Source organism: Azohydromonas australica DSM 1124 (assembly GCF_000430725.1).
GTDB classification, from domain to species: Bacteria; Pseudomonadota; Gammaproteobacteria; order Burkholderiales; family Burkholderiaceae_C; genus Azohydromonas; species Azohydromonas australica.
Genome location: NZ_AUMO01000074.1, coordinates 1 through 15931 on the forward strand (window position 1 = coordinate 1; position 15931 = coordinate 15931).

General features: G+C 64.4%; 13 protein-coding genes and 1 pseudogene. 6 read left to right on the forward strand and 8 right to left on the reverse strand.

Translation table 11 applies throughout. From position 1 onward, the window contains the following. The 6 genes and pseudogenes from H537_RS42580 to H537_RS0112310 all read right to left on the reverse strand — a co-directional run. Positions 1-321 (reverse strand): transposase (locus H537_RS42580; protein WP_043458660.1); only part of this gene is annotated, 321 nt, incomplete at its 3' end. Between the two features lie 69 nt (positions 322-390). Next, positions 391-1053 (reverse strand): IS630 family transposase, encoded by a 663-nt coding sequence (locus tag H537_RS55535; RefSeq protein ID WP_238446672.1) that lies wholly within the window; start codon positions 1051-1053, stop codon positions 391-393. Then, positions 956-1432, reverse strand: a complete 477-nt coding sequence (locus H537_RS0112295; protein WP_051242452.1) for a helix-turn-helix domain-containing protein — start codon at positions 1430-1432, stop codon at positions 956-958. The genes H537_RS55535 and H537_RS0112295 overlap by 98 nt, the downstream gene beginning before the upstream one ends. A 117-nt stretch (positions 1433-1549) precedes the next feature. After that, positions 1550-2055, reverse strand: a pseudogene (locus H537_RS49115) (SDR family NAD(P)-dependent oxidoreductase). 32 nt (positions 2056-2087) lie between these two features. After that, a complete protein-coding gene (locus H537_RS0112305; protein ID WP_028998168.1) occupies positions 2088-3839 on the reverse strand; it encodes a cytochrome c biogenesis protein DipZ in 1752 nt (583 codons plus the stop codon). Positions 3840-3878: 39 nt separating this feature from the next. Beyond that, positions 3879-4904 carry an alpha/beta fold hydrolase gene (locus H537_RS0112310; RefSeq protein ID WP_043458662.1) on the reverse strand — a complete coding sequence of 342 codons (1026 nt, stop codon included), beginning with the start codon at positions 4902-4904 and terminating at the stop codon, positions 3879-3881. A gap of 124 nt (positions 4905-5028) precedes the next feature. Here H537_RS0112310 and H537_RS0112315 point away from each other — a divergent pair, with 124 nt between their 5' ends. Next, entirely contained in the window at positions 5029-5946 is a 918-nt protein-coding gene (locus H537_RS0112315) for a LysR substrate-binding domain-containing protein (protein ID WP_028998170.1), read from the forward strand. Positions 5947-6243: 297 nt separating this feature from the next. Here the strand turns inward: H537_RS0112315 and H537_RS0112320 are convergent, their stop codons facing one another. Then, positions 6244-7884, reverse strand: coding sequence for a PAS domain-containing sensor histidine kinase (locus H537_RS0112320; RefSeq protein WP_028998171.1), 1641 nt, complete (start codon positions 7882-7884; stop codon positions 6244-6246). Between the two features lie 449 nt (positions 7885-8333). Here H537_RS0112320 and H537_RS42590 point away from each other — a divergent pair, with 449 nt between their 5' ends. The 5 genes from H537_RS42590 (at position 8334) to H537_RS50950 (ending at position 15325) form a co-directional block, all read left to right on the forward strand. Beyond that, positions 8334-9668, forward strand: a complete 1335-nt coding sequence (locus tag H537_RS42590; protein ID WP_064735958.1) for an aminotransferase class I/II-fold pyridoxal phosphate-dependent enzyme — start codon at positions 8334-8336, stop codon at positions 9666-9668. Between the two features lie 16 nt (positions 9669-9684). Continuing rightward, the gene (locus tag H537_RS42595) at positions 9685-11745 is read left to right on the forward strand and encodes a TonB-dependent receptor plug domain-containing protein (RefSeq protein WP_084150619.1); all 2061 of its coding nucleotides are present in this window, start codon (positions 9685-9687) and stop codon (positions 11743-11745) included. Positions 11746-11759: 14 nt separating this feature from the next. Next, on the forward strand, positions 11760-12368 hold the full coding sequence (locus H537_RS0112335) for a YfiR family protein (RefSeq protein ID WP_169516995.1): 609 nt from the start codon (positions 11760-11762) through the stop codon (positions 12366-12368). Beyond that, positions 12365-14824, forward strand: coding sequence for a hybrid sensor histidine kinase/response regulator (locus tag H537_RS42600; RefSeq protein ID WP_051242459.1), 2460 nt, complete (start codon positions 12365-12367; stop codon positions 14822-14824). The genes H537_RS0112335 and H537_RS42600 overlap by 4 nt, the downstream gene beginning before the upstream one ends. 282 nt (positions 14825-15106) lie before the next feature. Next, positions 15107-15325: a hypothetical protein gene (locus tag H537_RS50950; protein ID WP_084150625.1), complete on the forward strand. Its 219-nt coding sequence runs from the start codon at positions 15107-15109 to the stop codon at positions 15323-15325. Positions 15326-15691: 366 nt separating this feature from the next. On the opposite strand, the gene H537_RS52675 is transcribed toward H537_RS50950, so the two are convergent. Then, entirely contained in the window at positions 15692-15886 is a 195-nt protein-coding gene (locus H537_RS52675) for a hypothetical protein (protein WP_156901644.1), read from the reverse strand. Between the last annotated feature and the right edge of the window lie 45 nt (positions 15887-15931).

Consider the following 15931-nt stretch of genomic DNA (forward strand, 5'->3'; position numbering starts at 1 on the left):
GAGCACGCCGCGCGCATGTGAGGCGAGCATCGGCTGCTCGGCCATCAACGCCAGGCGCTGCGCATTGATGGCCTGGGCATCCCAATCGGCCTCGCTCAGGAAAAATTGCAGTCGCTGCACTGCCGCTGCCTGGGCCTGCACCACCGGTTCGGCACCGGCCAGCGCTGTGAGTGTCTTGTTGCGGTCGTGCGGCAGCAGCAGCCCAGTGAGGTACGCCCGGAAGCTGCGTCGCTGGGCCAGCGTGTGGAACAGCTCATCGAACCTCTTGGCGTAGTCTTCAAGAGGTCCAGGCGCCGGTGGGCATGGGCGTGGAGCAGTCATGGCAATGACCTCCCAAACCGCTTACAGCAATCGACGTGCCTGCTTCAACAAAGTACCGTTATTCCAATTTCAATTTGGAAGTGAACCAACGATCCAGGGCCACGCAGTGATGGAGTGAACGCGTAGGGCATCGCGTTCAAGACCGGCCAGTGCGGTGGCCAAGTGCTCCTCGACGTCTTCCAGGGTGTCGAAGAAGCGGTTGTGGAAGTGCTTCTCGCGCAGTTCATCCCATAGATGCTCCACGGGGTTGAGCTCGGGCGAATACGGCGGCAGGTGCAGTGGGCGCACGTTGGTAGGCCACTGCAGCGCGGCCTGGTGATGCCAGCCCGCGCCATCGAGCACCAGCACGACGCGCTCGCTGCGATGGCGGCGGGAGAGCTCATCGACGAAGAGCTGCATGCACTCGGCATTGACGTGAGGCAGCACCAGCGTGTCGAGTCGTCCGTCGTCGACCGACACCGCGGCGTAGGCATAGGTGTACTGGCGGCTCACGATGGCCCGGCACACGGGGCGCAAGGGCCGTGGGCACCAGCAGCGGCGCATGTCCACGATGCGCCCGAAGCGCGCCTCGTCTTGGAACATCACGCGCAGCGGGGCATGTGCCGGCACCCCGCGCCACGGCCGGGATTGCAACTCAGCCAACTTCCTGGGCAACCTTTTTTTTCCAGCGCTTTTGTGCCGGCGCGCTGCTTTGCGGATGCACTCGGTCGGGCGCCAGCTTTCGCCAGCCATGGCGTTTGAGCAGGTAGTAGATGGTGGAGGGTGCCGTGCGCCGGCCTACGCGCTGCTCGAACGCGGCGCGGATCTCGGCCACCACCACGATCTGCCCCTGGCTGGCGCGCTCGATGAATGGCGCCAGGAAAGCCGCTTCTTCGCTGCGGCTCAAATAGGCACGCGGCCCTTGCGGCGGCGCGGGCTTGCGCGGTACCAAGTGACCTGCGCTGATAAAGCGTCGGCGCAGTTGGCAGGCCCAGCCTACTGACACCCCCAGCACCGCAGCCGTTTGCTCAATGGACACACCCAGCAGCAGAGGCAGCACCACGGCCTGTGCTTGGCGCAACTCCTCTACCGTCTTAGCTTCGCGCAGCGCCTGTTGCGCTTGCTCCAGCACTTCACTACCGCTGGCTGTTCGAGGCATGGCCCAGTCTCCCTGATGGCAGACCCGGCCATTCTTTCACCAGCGAACACGCATTGGAATTAGCCCTTACCCGAGAGGAGCAGGTGCAACTCAGTAGACATAGACACCTCGCCCGGCCTTGCGGCCCAGGTGTCCGGCAGCCACCAGCTCACGCAGGCGTGGGCAGACAGGGCCGGTACTAGGGATCGCCAAACTTGGCCGGATAGACCATCCATGATGGCCAGGCAGACGTCCAGGCTGATCATGTCCGCGAGTGCCAGTGGGCCGATGGGCTGGTCGCAGCCGAGCTTCATGCCGTGGTCGATGTCCTCGGCAGACGCTGTTTCCTCGGCCAGCACGCACAGGGCCTCGTTGATCACCACGTCGATTCGGCCAACTGCATCCAGTGCGGTTCGCATGGCAGCACGGACGCCGACTTCGCCCGTGACGTCGAGCGTGACGGGGCAGACGTTCTCGCCATACCGTTCGACAAGATCGGCCAGGCTGGTCGCGTCGCGCGCTGTGGCCACCAGACGGTCGCCGGCCGCAAGGACGGCCTCAGCAATCGAACAACCCATCCCGCGGGACGACCCGGTGACGAACCAAATGCGCGCCATGGGTTCATCCTTTCATGTCGACCTCGGGCTCATCACCCGAACGTGAACGCATAGCCGCGCGCACCAGAATCGAGAAACCGGATCTCCACCGTGCGAGGTTTCACTGCGCCACTTTGGCGAATCAACTGGTAGAGGCGGCTGGCGTCGACCACACCATTGCCTTGCTCATCCACATCGGATCCGTGGTTCGGCCCGGGTGGATGCCCGTCCAGCGTCACGCGAAACCGCACGGGCATGGACGACGCAGTGCCGAGCACCAGGTTCACATCCCTGGCCTGGAAACGCACCGCCAGCGCGTCACCAGGCTGGTTCGCCTCCACCCACTCGGACCGCAGCGTCCAGTTTCCCGCCAACGACCAGGTATTCAACTGCAGCGAATCGGGCAGGTAGCTCGCCGGCTTGTCCAGCACGGCGGGGGTGGACACGCGCAAGCCGGCCGCCTTCTCGTAGCCGAGGTAGGTCTCGGCACTGCGCAGACTCTCCATGTCCGCGGCCAGGCCCACTCCGCCCGTGTCCGCCTGGACGGCCGTGGTCTCACCTGGCGCCTTTGCACCGCCTTCTTGCAACAGCTCCTCGATCACGCGTTCGGAGCTGGCGTAGTCACCCTCACCGAAGTGGTGGTGCCGAACCCGGCCCTGGGCATCAATGAAGTAGAGCGCCGGCCAGGACTGGTTGTCGAAGGCACGCCAGATGCGGAACTGGTTGTCCTGTACCACTGGGTACGAGATGTCCAGGTCCCGCAGTGCCTTCTGGACGTTGGTTGCATCCCTCTCGAAGGCGAACTCCGGGGCGTGCACGCCCACGACGACGAGCCCGCGGTCGCCGTACTTCTGAGCCCAGGCCTTCACGTAAGGGAGCGTGCGCAGGCAGTTGATGCACGAGTAGGTCCAGAAATTCACCAGCACGACTTTGCCGCGCAGCGAATCAAGGGATGGGCGTTTCGCGTTCAGCCACTGAGTGCCGCCATCGAGACTGGCTCGCGTGGACTCGATCGGCAACTTGCTCGCTCGTGGCTTGTCCGCCACGGATTCGGCAGCCAGGCTGACGGCTGCCCGCTGCGGTGCGCGTGCAGCAGGCACGGCGTGCTGCAGGAGCTCGGTCTCCAGCTCGACGGCACCTTTGCCGCTGACGTTTGCCAGGAGCTTCGTGTCCAGGCCCGCAGCCACCGCCACGACGCTGGCCAGCATGGCAGCACCGAGCATCCGGCGGCTTGCCTCAGAGGAAACGATGCGCGCCATGAAGCGGGCAAAGCTGCTCGAACCCAGCCTCGAGGTCGCCCAGAGCACCACAGTCGCACCGGCACCATAGGACAGCAACAGCAGCGACGTGTGGACACTCGGCCCGGCGAGCGCGGCGGAAGACAGGATCACACCGAGGATGGGACCGGCACAAGGGGACCACACGAGGCCGGTGGCAGCACCGAGCACCGCGGAAGCCAGCCAAGGGCTTTGCGTCTTGGTTCGCGTCAGGCGCTCGCCTGCATCGACCAGGGGGCGGCTCCACCAGGCGGCAAGGCCGGGAAAGAGGAGCGAGGCTCCAAACAGCGCCAGCAGCGCCAGCGCCAGCCAGCGGCCGAACTGGTTCAGGTCGGCCGCCCATGCGCCCGCCACGGCGCCGAGCGAAGCAACGGCCGTGAAAGTCAAGGCCATGCCCGCAAGGAGCGGTAGGCTGCCTTGCGCGAAGGAGCGGTCACCGCGGGAGAAGACGAAGGGCAGGACAGGCAGGATGCACGGGCTCAGTAGCGTCAACATGCCACCGGCGAAGGCGATGAGATAGAGCGTCATGGCGGGCAGTTCCGGTGTCCGATTCAACCGTATGGCGCCTCAAAGCCGCGTGACGTCGAGGACGGCCTGGGCAAATGCGGCCGGTGCTTCCTGCGGGAGGTTGTGCCCGACGCCTCCACTGACCGAACGGTGCTGGTACCTGCCGACGAACTTGCCTGCGTAGACGGCCGGGTCAGGATGGGGTGCGCCGTTGGCGTCGCCTTCCATCGTGATCGACGGCACGGCGATCGTGGGTGCCTGTGCCAGCCTGGCTTCCAGTGCATCGAAGCGCGGTTCGCCGCTGGCCAGCCCGATGCGCCAGCGGTAGTTGTGCACGACGATGGCCACGTGGTCTGGATTGCCGAAGGACTGCGCGCTTCGCTGGTAGGTCGCGTCGTCGAACCGCCACTGAGGAGAGGCCTGTTGCCAGATGAACCGGTTGAAGGCGGCGGTATTGGCGGCATAGCCGTCGCGCCCACGGTCCGTGGCGAAGTAGGACTGGTACCACCACGCAAATTCGGCGGCAGGCGGCAACGGCTTGGCATTGGCCTTCGGGTTTCCAATCAGGTAGCCGCTCACGGACACCAACCCCGCGACCCGCTCGGGCCAGATCGCCGCCAGGATGCACGCCGTTCGCGCGCCCCAGTCGAAAGCGCCCAGCACTGCCTGGCGGATGCTCAGGGCATCCATCAGCGCGACGATGTCCTGCGCCACGGCCCCTTGCTGGCCATTGCGCAAGGTCACGGCGGACAGGAACCGCGTGCCGCCGTATCCGCGCAGGTAGGGAACGATCACGCGGTAGCCGGCAGCGGCAAGCCGCGGCGCCACGTCAGCGAAGGCGTGGATGTCGTAGGGCCAGCCGTGCAACAGGATGGCGACGGGACCGTCGGCTGGGCCGACCTCGGCGTACTCGACGAGCAGGTCTCCCGCTGCCACGGTGTTCAACGGCCCGAACCCAGTGGATACAGCACCTGCGGCATATGCGTCCGTGGCGGTAACAGCGCCAAGTTCAGTGGCGACCAGGGTTGCTGCAGCGTTGCGAATGAAGCTGCGACGGTTTATGGAGGTGGGTCCGAAGAGGTTCATGACGACCAGCGGCGGGGTTGCGGATGAACGGATTCTTTGAGCTACCATCCGTTCGAACAAGAGCAATTTATGCAGCACTTCGTTGCCCTGAGGCGAACGGGTGTAAAGCAGCCCGCTCGGGACGATGAGAGACATCAACCACAAGCGACTCCGCTACTTCCGTGAAGTACTGCAGCACGGCTCGATCCGCGGTGCTGCGGACGCGCTCAACACTGCGCCGTCGGTGATCACCCGGCAGATCTCGCTGCTCGAGGAAGAACTGGGCCTTGTACTGTTCGAGCGGCAGGCGCGGGGTGTAGTGGCCACCGAAGCGGCGGCGCATCTGCTCGAATACTGGCGCGGCTGCCAGGCTCACCACGAGCAGTTGGCCGAGCGGCTCAGGGCCGTGGAGTCGATGGATGCAGGGGTCGCTCGCATTGTGGCGAGCGAGGGTTTCATCGACGGCCTGCTGGAGCAGAACGTTGCCTCGTTTTGTGCTGCCCATCCTGCGCTGTTGGTCGTTGTCGACGCCTTGCCGGTCGACGACTTGATCGTTGCGCTTGTCGAGGACGCCGCGCACATCGGTCTGGCCTTCAACGCTCCATCAAATCCCCAACTGGAGATCGTCGCCAGTGCCTCTGCACCAGTGAAGGTTCTCGTGCGAAAAGGGCATCCACTGACGGACGTGGAAGGCCCGCTGCGCTTGAAACACGTCCTGCAGTACCCCCTGGGCCTCATGCCTCAAGGCTACGGGGTGGGACGGCTTGTGGAGCTGCTTGAGTACGCCGAGCACGTGAAGCTCAGACCCAGCTTCATGAGCAACTCTGTCGCGGCTTTGAAGCGCTTCGTCAAATCAACCGACGGCATCACACTCATTGGTGCCGGACTTGCCGCGGCGCCAGAGATTGGCGCGGGCGAAGTTGTCGCTCTGGACTTGGCCCACCCGCTATGCAGGTCGGCCAAGGTCAGTTTGCTGGTCCGCAAGGGCAGGCCGCTCTCAGCCGCGTGCAATCGGCTACTGATGGATATCCAAAGCAAATTCTCGGTGTTCAATGATCGGTAGAACCCAGGCCGCTGATGGAGATCGACAACGGTACTGAGGGCCATGTGAGCCCGGGGTTCGGCCCGCAGGCCATCGTCCCAGCTGAAACAGACAGCGTTGACTACTGACCAGGAAGCGGCACCGCCGAATTCCCTGAGGGAACGTTGTAGGACCGTTGCATTCGGGGGGACCGTACTGTTGTGAAATCGGTGCTCCAGCAGGTTTCCCATTCAAGGCCGTCAATCGCAAATACGTCAAGCGACAGCTGCGGTTCGGTGATCGTGGCAGTAGCGCAGGCGCCGCCAGTGAACTGGCCAACTACTGTGTCATGTCGAGGCTCAGCGTGGCGGTGAAGATGCTCCCCCGGTCCAGCACGCTTTCCACATCCAGGGTCCCCTCCATCATGGTTACCAGGCGGTGGACGATCGACAGGCCGAGGCCGCTGCCTCCGAAGCGCCGCGTGGTGTAGCTCTCTGCCTGTGTGAAAGGTTCGAAGATGCGCTCCTGGTGTTCTGGCGCGATGCCGATGCCCGTGTCCGCCACTTCAAAACGCAGGAGGCTGCGAGAAGCTTGGCGCTGCAATTCGGCCACGCGCAGCGTCACGCTGCCGGCCCGGGTGAACTTCACGGCATTGCCCAGCAGGTTCAACAGGATCTGGCGCAGCCGCACCACGTCTCCCAATAGCTTTACCGGCAGGTTGGCATCCACCTCCAGCCGCAGCGTCAGTCCCTTTTCCAGAGCCTGTGGTTCGGCGATGTCCTGCACTGACTGCAGCAGTGCCAGCAGCTCGAAGCTTGTGCGCTTGAGCTGCATGTCTGCGGCCTCGATGCGCGAGAGGTCCAGCACATCGTCGGTAAGTCCCAGGAGTTGCGAGCCTGCCTGGCTGATATGCCCCACAAAGGCGTGAGCCTTGTCCGGTAGCTCCATCCTTTCCAGCAGCTGGCTCAGGCCGATGACGGCATTGAGCGGTGTGCGGATCTCGTGGCTCATGTGCGCCAGGAAAGCGCTCTTGGCACGACTGGCTGCCTCGGCCTGCAGCGTTCTCTCGCGCAGCGCCTGCTCCATTTGCTTGCGCTCGGTGAGGTCCGTGATGATGCACAGGATGCCCAGTACCCGACCGGCTGTCTCCCGCAGCATGCTGATGCTCAGCAGACCGGGAAAGCACGTGCCGTCGGCGCGGACGTACGTCCTCTCACCCCGCTGATCATCGCTTGCCGTGCCGATGCCCAGCGTGCAGGTGTCCATGGCCTTCTGCCCGGGGTGCACGTTGACCGGCTCAGCAGCCTCTTTTCGGTAGGAGATTTCGGTAATGAGCCGCCCGAGTGCCTGCGACTCGGCCATGCGAAACATCGCCTCGGCGGCCGGGTTGAACGAGGTGATATGCCCCTGCAGGTCAGCCGTGATGATCGCGCTGGCAGCGCTATTGAGGATGGCGCTCAACGCGGCAACAGGTTCCTCACGAGCTCGGCTGCTCGCCGCCGTGCCCGGTTGGCTCTCGTGCCGCAGCGCTTTGTGGACCACCCGTACGTCCCGCATCGTCGTCACCGCGCCTGTGACATGCCCTTGATCGTTGCGAATTGGCGAGACAGAGATCAACAGGTCAAGCGCAGTGCCGTGACAGTCCATGCGCTGCGTGTGAAAGGGGGGAACGTCGCGGCCTTCCTGTACCCACCGCTGCAAGCGGCGCGCTTCTTGCGCCTTGCTGGGAGGCAGCGTGAGCTGGTTGAAGCTGCGGCCTACCGCCTCGCCGACACTCCAACCCAGCAGGCGCTGGGCAGCCGGATTCCAAAAATTGACGATGCCGTCGGTTGTGCAGCCGACGATCGCGTCCTGCGCACTGGCAGCCATCGCGGCCCAGAATCCCTGCTCGTGCAGCAGCGTGGTGCGGTCGCCTTCTGCGCGCAAGCCAATGCGAGGCTTGGTGGCGTATCCAGGGTTGTCGTCAAATGCGGAAGCCATCCTTGCCACTGCGGCTTCACTGCTGAAAAAGGCCATCGGTTCGAATGAGTTGACGATCCGTCCTGCAAGAGAGCCGGCACGTCTTCGTTTTTAAGTCAACAGGATTCACCCGCAGCGCCGGCTGGCGCATGCAGTCAGCGTGACGGCCCGACCAGTGCCGCATCGGCTCTCGAATCCATGCTTTGCCCGTCTCCACGGGCAGCCATGGATCGCCGGCTTTGCAAGAGTTTACCGAGGGTGAAGATCGAACGTCTTGCAACAAGATGCCGACGGAATGCGTGAACTTGTTGTTTGATGGTGGTGCGTATGCCCGTGAGGCCTGTCATGGACCGGCCTGCTGTGGCTGAATGCGATTCGCACAGTGGGCATCCGGATGCTGGACAGCTTGCTGCGTTCGTGCATCACCGAGGCAGTAAGCGTCGGATCCAGGATAAGAAACGGGACAAGGCATGAATCACAAGGATGCGGCTGCGGCCAAGTGCGGCTGGCTGGACCAGTGGATCGAGACGATGGACGAGCTGGCGCGCCTGAAGAAGCAGGTGCACCCCATGGTCGACGCCGTGATCGAGGAGCAGCGTGGCCGCCAGATCCGCATCGGCAACCGCTGGCTCACCGACTGGGCTTCCTGCAATTACCTGGGCCTGGACCTGGATGAGGACGTGCAGGCCTCTATTGGGGAGCTCGTCGGGCGTTGGGGTACCCACCCTTCGTGGTCGCGCCTGATCGGCACGCCGCGGCCTTATGTCGACATCGAGGAGCAGCTCACGGAGCTGCTGGGCTGCGAGGACGTGCTGTGCATGCCCACCATCACCCACATCCACATGTCGGTACTGCCGGTGCTGTCCGGGGACGGCACGATCTTCCTGGACAGCCGCGCGCACAAGACCATCTACGATGGCGCAATGCTGGCCGCAGGCCGCGGCACGCGCGTGGTGCGCTTTCGGCACAACGATCCGCAGCACTTGGAACAACTGCTGCGCCAGACCAAGGGCGCGGGACCACGTGTGATCGCCATGGATGGCATCAACTCCATGACGGGCAACGCGCCGGACCTGGCGGCGTTCTCAAGCCTGGCCAGCCGCCATGACGGGTTGCTCTATGTTGACGACGCGCACGGGTTTGGCGTCATTGGCGAGCGCGGTGCCGGGGAGCACTGTCCCTATGGGGCACGGGGGAACAGCGTCTTTCGCCATCAGGGGGTGAACTACGACAACGCCGTGCTGGTGGGCGGCCTGTCCAAGTCCTACTCCTCGCTGCTGGCATTCCTGGCGCTGCCCACGCGGCTCAAGGAGGCACTGAAGGTGCTGGCGCCGCCCTACCTGTACTCGGGCCCCTCGCCGGTGGCCTCACTGGCGACGGTGCTCGCCGGCCTGGAGGTCAACCGCCGCCGCGGCGAGGTGCTTCGCGCCGAGGTGTGGCGCAAGACCGGGCGCGTCCTCGATGCGCTGCGCACACTGGAAATTCGCACCCCGAACGAGTCGGGTTTTCCCATTATCGAGATCCCGCTGGGGCACCATGAGGACATCGATGCCGCCGGGCACTTCCTTTTCGAGCGCGGCATCTACGTGACCATGGCAGCCTTTCCGCTGGTTCCCAAGAGCGAAGTCGGCGTGCGCGTGCAGGTTACTGCCGCCAACACCGACGCGGAGGTGGACCATCTCATCGAAGTGCTGGACGAGATGCGGCATCGCTTCCCGATGCAGATGCCGCATAACGTTTCAGGGTCGACCGCTCTTGCCACGACGCCCCCGATTTCGACCCAGGCTGTCTGCGGATCCAACTGACGTAGCCGGATTGCACATGCAGCCGCTGGTGCAGGGCGCACTTCGACCTGTCTCACTGGTTCAGGTCAAGAGGAGCGCCATGGCGGGCGGGCGCTTGCCTGTCAAGATCCATGCGGCTGTGCTGGCCTGTGCGTTGGCTACAGGTGCGGCCATTGCCGACGAGACGGATCCCACGCAGCTGTCGCTGGAGCAGTTGCTCGATCTTGACGTGCAGAGCGCGTCGAAGTTCACCCAGAAGGCATCGGAAGCGCCATCGTCGGTCACCGTCATCACTGCGGGCGACATCCGGCGTTTCGGCTACCGAACGCTGGCCGACGTCCTTGACAGCGTGCGCGGCCTCTACGTGCACAACGACCGCAACTACAGCTACCTCGGTGTGCGCGGATTCGGGCCCCTGGGGAGCTACAACTCGCGCGTGCTCGTGATGGTCGACGGCGTGCGGCTCAACGACCCCGTCTACGGCCAGGGCAGCATCGGACGCGAATTTCCTGTGGACGTCGACATGGTCGAGCGCGTGGAGTTCGTGCCCGGCCCCAGCTCTGCGATCTACGGCAGCAACGCCTTCTTTGGCGTGGTCAATGTCATTACCTTCAGTGGACGCGACAAGGGCGGCGCCGAGGCGTCTGCGGAGGCGGGCAGCGAGGGCGTGCGCAAAGGCCGCGTGAGTGTCGGCAAACGCCTTGATAACGGCCTGGACCTGATGGCTTCCGTGACCGGCTACCGCTCCTCTGGATCGGAGCGTTATTTCCCGGAGTTCGCCGCAGTGGGCAGTGGCAACGGCATTGCAAGCGGTCTGGATTGGGAGCGCGCCTCGGATCTGCTTTTCAAGGCAAGCCTGGGAGGCCTCACGTTGCAGGCCGTGCATGGCGTACGCGACAAGGGCGTGCCCACGGCCAGTTTCCAAGGCATCTTTGGCGACCCGCGCGAGCGCACGCGCGACTCGCAGTCCCTGGTCGAGCTGCGCTATGAAGCCGACCTGGACCGCGACCAGACGTTGAGTGCACGACTGCATCGCGGACGGTACGTTTACCGCGGCGACTACCCGTATGCGGGCCCGGTTCCTGGCAACACGATCGTGAACGTGGATCGCGCCAGCTCCGATTGGTGGGGAAGCGAGGTCAAGCTCGTGAACCGCTCCCTGCGCGACCACCGACTGGTGTTCGGAGCAGAGCTCCAGCGCAATACGCGCAAGGACCAGGACAACTACGACCTCAGCCCCGCGGCGACCTACATCGCCGAACGCCATCGCGCCACGCAATGGGGTATCTACGCGCAGGACGACTGGACCCTGCACTCGAACCTGACCCTCAATGCCGGGTTGCGGTACGACAGTTACACCACCTTTGGCAACATTTTGAATCCGCGGTTGGGCCTGATCTGGACCGTCCAGCCTTCGCTGACGCTCAAGGCGCTCTACGGGCGAGCCTATCGCGCACCCAATGACAGCGAGCTTTTCTTCTCCAGCCAGCCACTGGGCTGGAAGAGCAACCCGACGCTGCAGCCCGAGCGCATCGAGACACGCGAGCTGGTGGCCGAGTGGCGCCTGGCGAGTCTCACTCGCGCCACGGTCTCCGGGTTCCAGTACCGGATCTCGGACCTCGTCACGCTGATCACGGACCCTGCCGATGGGCAGCGTCAGTACCGCAACATCGGTGCCGCGCGCGTCGGTGGTGTGCAGGGCGAGCTGGAGCAGCTCTGGCGCAGTGGCGCCGCGGTACGTGCCAGCGTCAGCGTGCAGCACGCCCGTGACCAGGATGGCAACTGGCTGGTGAATTCGCCTCGCCGGCTCATCAAGCTGGACGCGACCGCCCCGCTGCCAGGCTCTGCGGTGCACGCAGGGCTGTCGGTGCGCTACGCCAGCTCGCGCCTGACACGGACCCAAGGCGTGGTGCCCAGCGTCCTGCGCACGGATCTGACGCTGTCGAGCGAGCGGCTCATTCCGGGTGCCGAGATTTCGGCCGGGATCTACAACCTTTTCGACCGCCGATACGATGACCCTGTGTCGGATGCCCATGTGCAGGACGCCGTTGAACAAGACCGAAGGACCTTCCGTGTCAAGCTCACGGTGCGGTTCTGATGCGGTGCATTGCCATGGGGCTCGTTCGCATGTACGGCGGCTTGCGCCGCATTTCCTTGTGCAATCGACATCGCCCAGGGTATCGCCACGCGGTTATCTGCATGTTGCTGAGCTGGGTCTCCATCGCGGCGCCCAACGCCAGCGCCGAGGTCGAGAACAGCGTCAAGGCGGCGTTCGTGTTCAATTTCCTGCGCTTTACCGAGTGGCCGGCGCAGCGCCTGGCCAGCCCGGATGCCGCCTTGACGCTGTGCGTGTGGTCCGGCAGTGCGCAGTTGTCGGATTCGCTGCGCAGCCTGGCTGGCCGCAAGGTGGACCAGCACGCGCTGAGCGTCAGCGACATCGACCGTGTTGAGGATCTCCAGCGCTGTCATGCACTGTTTGTTCCCGAAGCAGCGCAGCGCAAACTCCCGGCGGGCTTGCTGCGCCGGGCCGAATCGCAGGACGTGCTGACCATGGGAGATGCTGAAGGCTTCACGGCGGGTGGCGGCATGATGGGTCTGCTACCCGAAGGTGCGCGCTTGCGCTTCGAGATCAACGACAAGGCCGTCAAGCGCAGTGCCCTCAGGCTCAGCTCCCACCTCTACAAGCTCGGTCGCATGACGCAGGAAAACCCGTCGCCATGAGGGCGTTGCGACGGTACTTCGACGCTCTCACGCTGCGCCACAAGCTGGGCGTGATCATGGCGTTGGCGCTGGGGACGGGATTCGCGCTGGCACTGGGCGTCGTGGCGGTGAGCGAATTCGTCGAGTACCGGCATGAGCAGCGCCAGCAGCTCGAGACGCTGGCCGACGTGCTGGGCCTCAACAGCACGGGCGCATTGGCCTTCGATGACCGGGCGGCTGCCAACCAGGTTCTCGCGGCACTGCGCTCCAAGCCCGACGCGGTGGCAGCGCAGTTGCTCACTCTCGATGGACAGGTATTCGCGCAGTACCAGGCGTTGCCGGCCGGGCCGCAAACGGCTGCTTCTGGAAGCTGGAGCTTTGTGGCATCCACGCTCCTGGTCGAGCGCCCCGTCGTCCTGCGCGGTGAGCAGTTGGGCACTTTGCGTATCGAAGCCGACCTGTCCGCGGCGTGGCTGGGCTTGGCCGCTCGACTGGCGCGACTGGCGGTGCCGCTGGTAATTGCGTTCGCGCTGGTGTACCTGGTAGCCGGACGGGTCAGGAACGTCATTGCCGCACCCATCGAGCGGCTGGCACAAGCTACCACGACCATCGCCCGCAGCAATGACTACACGGTGCGTGTGATGCGCCAGGGCGATGACGAGATCGGTCGGTTGATCGACGGCTTCAACGACATGCTGCACCAGGTGCAGGTCCGAGACGACCAGCTGGCTTCACATCGCCATGACCTGGAGCAACAGGTGCTCTCGCGCACTGCCGAGATGATGGCTGCCCGGGATGCCGCAGAGGCCGCGAGCCGTGCCAAGTCCCAGTTCCTGGCCAACATGAGCCATGAGATCCGCACGCCCTTGAATGGTGTGCTGGGCGTGTCGGAGTTGCTGTTGCTCGGACCCCTGGATGCCCGGCAGCGCCAGTTTGCCCAGACCATCCGCAGCTCCGGCATGGCCCTCCTGGATGTCATCAGCGACATCCTGGACTTCTCCAAGATCGAGGCCGGTCGCCTGGAGCTCGACCGCGTGGAGTTTTCGCCCGTCGACTTGGTGGAGGACTGCGCCGTCATGCTGGCCGAGCGCGCCCAGGCCAAGGGGCTGGCGCTGATTGTCGACGTGGACGACACGCTGCCGGTACGGGTCAACGGCGACGTGGTGCGGCTGCGCCAGATGATGCTGAACCTGATCGGCAACGCCGTGAAGTTCACGGCCAAAGGGGAGGTCGTGGTGCGTGCAAGCATGACCGGCACGACTGCGAACGTGCTGCGAGTGGAAGTCGTCGATACCGGTATCGGCTTGACGCAGGAGCAGCAACAGCGGTTGTTCCAGCCATTTGTGCAGGCCGATGGCACCACCACGCGCCGCTACGGTGGCACGGGTCTGGGCTTGGCCATCACGCGGCAGCTCGCGGAAATGATGGGCGGTGCGGTCGGCGTGCACAGCCAGCCGGACGGGGGCTCGACATTCTGGTTCGAAGTGCAGCTTGATATTGTGCCGACGGGGCAAGACACAGGGCAAGGCTCCTGTGAAGGGCCGGCATGGAGGGGTCTGCGCGTGCTGGTTGCCGAAAGCAACCCCACGCAGCGTGGCGTTCTCCAACGGCACCTGGGCCTTGCCGGCATGGATGTCTGCGGCGTGGGGGAGGGTCCTGATGCGTTGCATCGACTGCGCACGGCCGCTGCCGCAGGGCTGCCATTCGACCTGGTGTTGCTGGATCGACAGCTGTCGCGCCTGGGTGGCCTGGAGCTTGCACGGCACATCGTCGCTGATCCAGCGCTTCGCGGCACGCGGTTGATGCTTCTGACCACGCTCGCCCACGATAGCGCTGCCGCTGCTGAGCAGGCTCGCGTCGCGGGCTTCGGTGCTTGCTTGAGCAAGCCGCTGCGGCGTGCCGAGCTGCTGAAGCTTGTGGGAACGGTGGCGGCCGGTATAGCTCATGCGATGCCAGGCGCGGGGGAGGCTCAAGATTCGCTGCTGCCGACGTTCAACGCACGCGTGCTGGTGGTCGAAGATCAGCCAGTCAACAGCATGCTGGCGGCGGCAATGCTTGAAGCCTTCGGCTGCCGGGCGGATGTGGCAAGCGACGGGCGCGCTGGCGTCGAGGCCGTCCTGTCCAGCCGATATGACTTGGTACTGATGGACTGCCATATGCCGGAAATGGATGGCTTTGAGGCTACCGAGGCCATCCGCCGCCACGAGGCCGTATCGGGAGCCAGACGGGTGCCCATCGCGGCACTGACGGCCAACGCGGTCGCAGGGGACCACGAGCGGTGCGTGGCGGCTGGCATGGATGACTACCTCAGCAAGCCCTTCACACGGGCTCAACTGGCACAGCTACTGCTGCGTTGGGTCGCACCAGTTCACGGCTTATCGCCGACCTCGACAGTGGCCAGTGCGCGACTTCTCGAAGATCCATGGAGAGCGGCTGGAGACGAAAATTCACCTGGCAGGAATACCGGCCTGCATTGATGAGTTGCGTTTTCAACAAACAACGGTGTGTGACGTTCTGGATGCACGGGTGCCAGAATTCGATTGCATGGGCATCCGCAGGATGCTCGTCGCACCGAGCTGCCGGCGTGGGTGGCTGTCAGCACCGCGACATGAGGCACCACGTCAGCAAAGAGAGTCAATTCCGAAAATAACTTGCGAAGCCTCAGCCACTTGGCGCAAAGCGTGGCCGCATTCGAGCGGTATACCTGTCTCTTCTCCCGAGCGGTACCATGGTCCAGTGTTCACTCCGACTGGATGGCCATGGACCATTACCGCGATATTGAAACCGAGACGAGGATCTCCAGCAGCGGGTTGAGGTACACGGCCAAGAAGCCCGGTTCAACCTTTGGTCCCGGCTGCTCGGCCACGATGTCGTGCTTCTGGTGCGGTCGCCACAAGCCCATCTCGGCCATGGCGAACAAGAAGATCCTCGGCCGCAATCAGAAAGTCTGCGCGGTGAGTTGCCGCAAGAAGACCTGAGTACCAGCGCTGAAGGCGACATCACCTGTTTTGGCGTCTATTGCGCTTGGAGTGGCTGTTGTGCCGGCGTGAACCTGTCGAGCCTTCAGCCCTTGGCCCACAGCATGGACGGGCCGGCAGCTGCTGCCCTGGGGTCAGTGGTTGGAGTCGCCGGCCAGGTCCGACACTGGTCCCGGCCCTGCCAGCCCTCAGACTCGGCACAAAGATTCAGGGAAAAGGGATCTTGCTTTTGCAGGGAACGCGCAAGTGCAGCAGGGCAGCCCTGACGCCCCGGTCAAAGCGGCTGCTGTGGCTGCCAGGGGCGGTTGCAGCGTAAGCGCGCAATCTTCCCCGCACTCGTCCGCCAGTACGGGGAAGATTGCGCGCTTACCGTTCAGGTGCTGGTTCGTCGTGGATGTGCCCGCACAGTTCGTCGCCGCGGTGGTCGGGAGCAACTGCGGCAGCGACATGGCTGAGATGGCTCCCATGCACCAGCAACTCATGCAGCGCTACGGCCATGTGCCCGAGCACTGGCTGGCCGATGGCGGCTTTACGAAGCTGCAGGCCATCGAAGCGCTGCATGCCCAAGGCACCCAGGCCGTAGTGCCGCCGCCGCGCAGTCGCAAC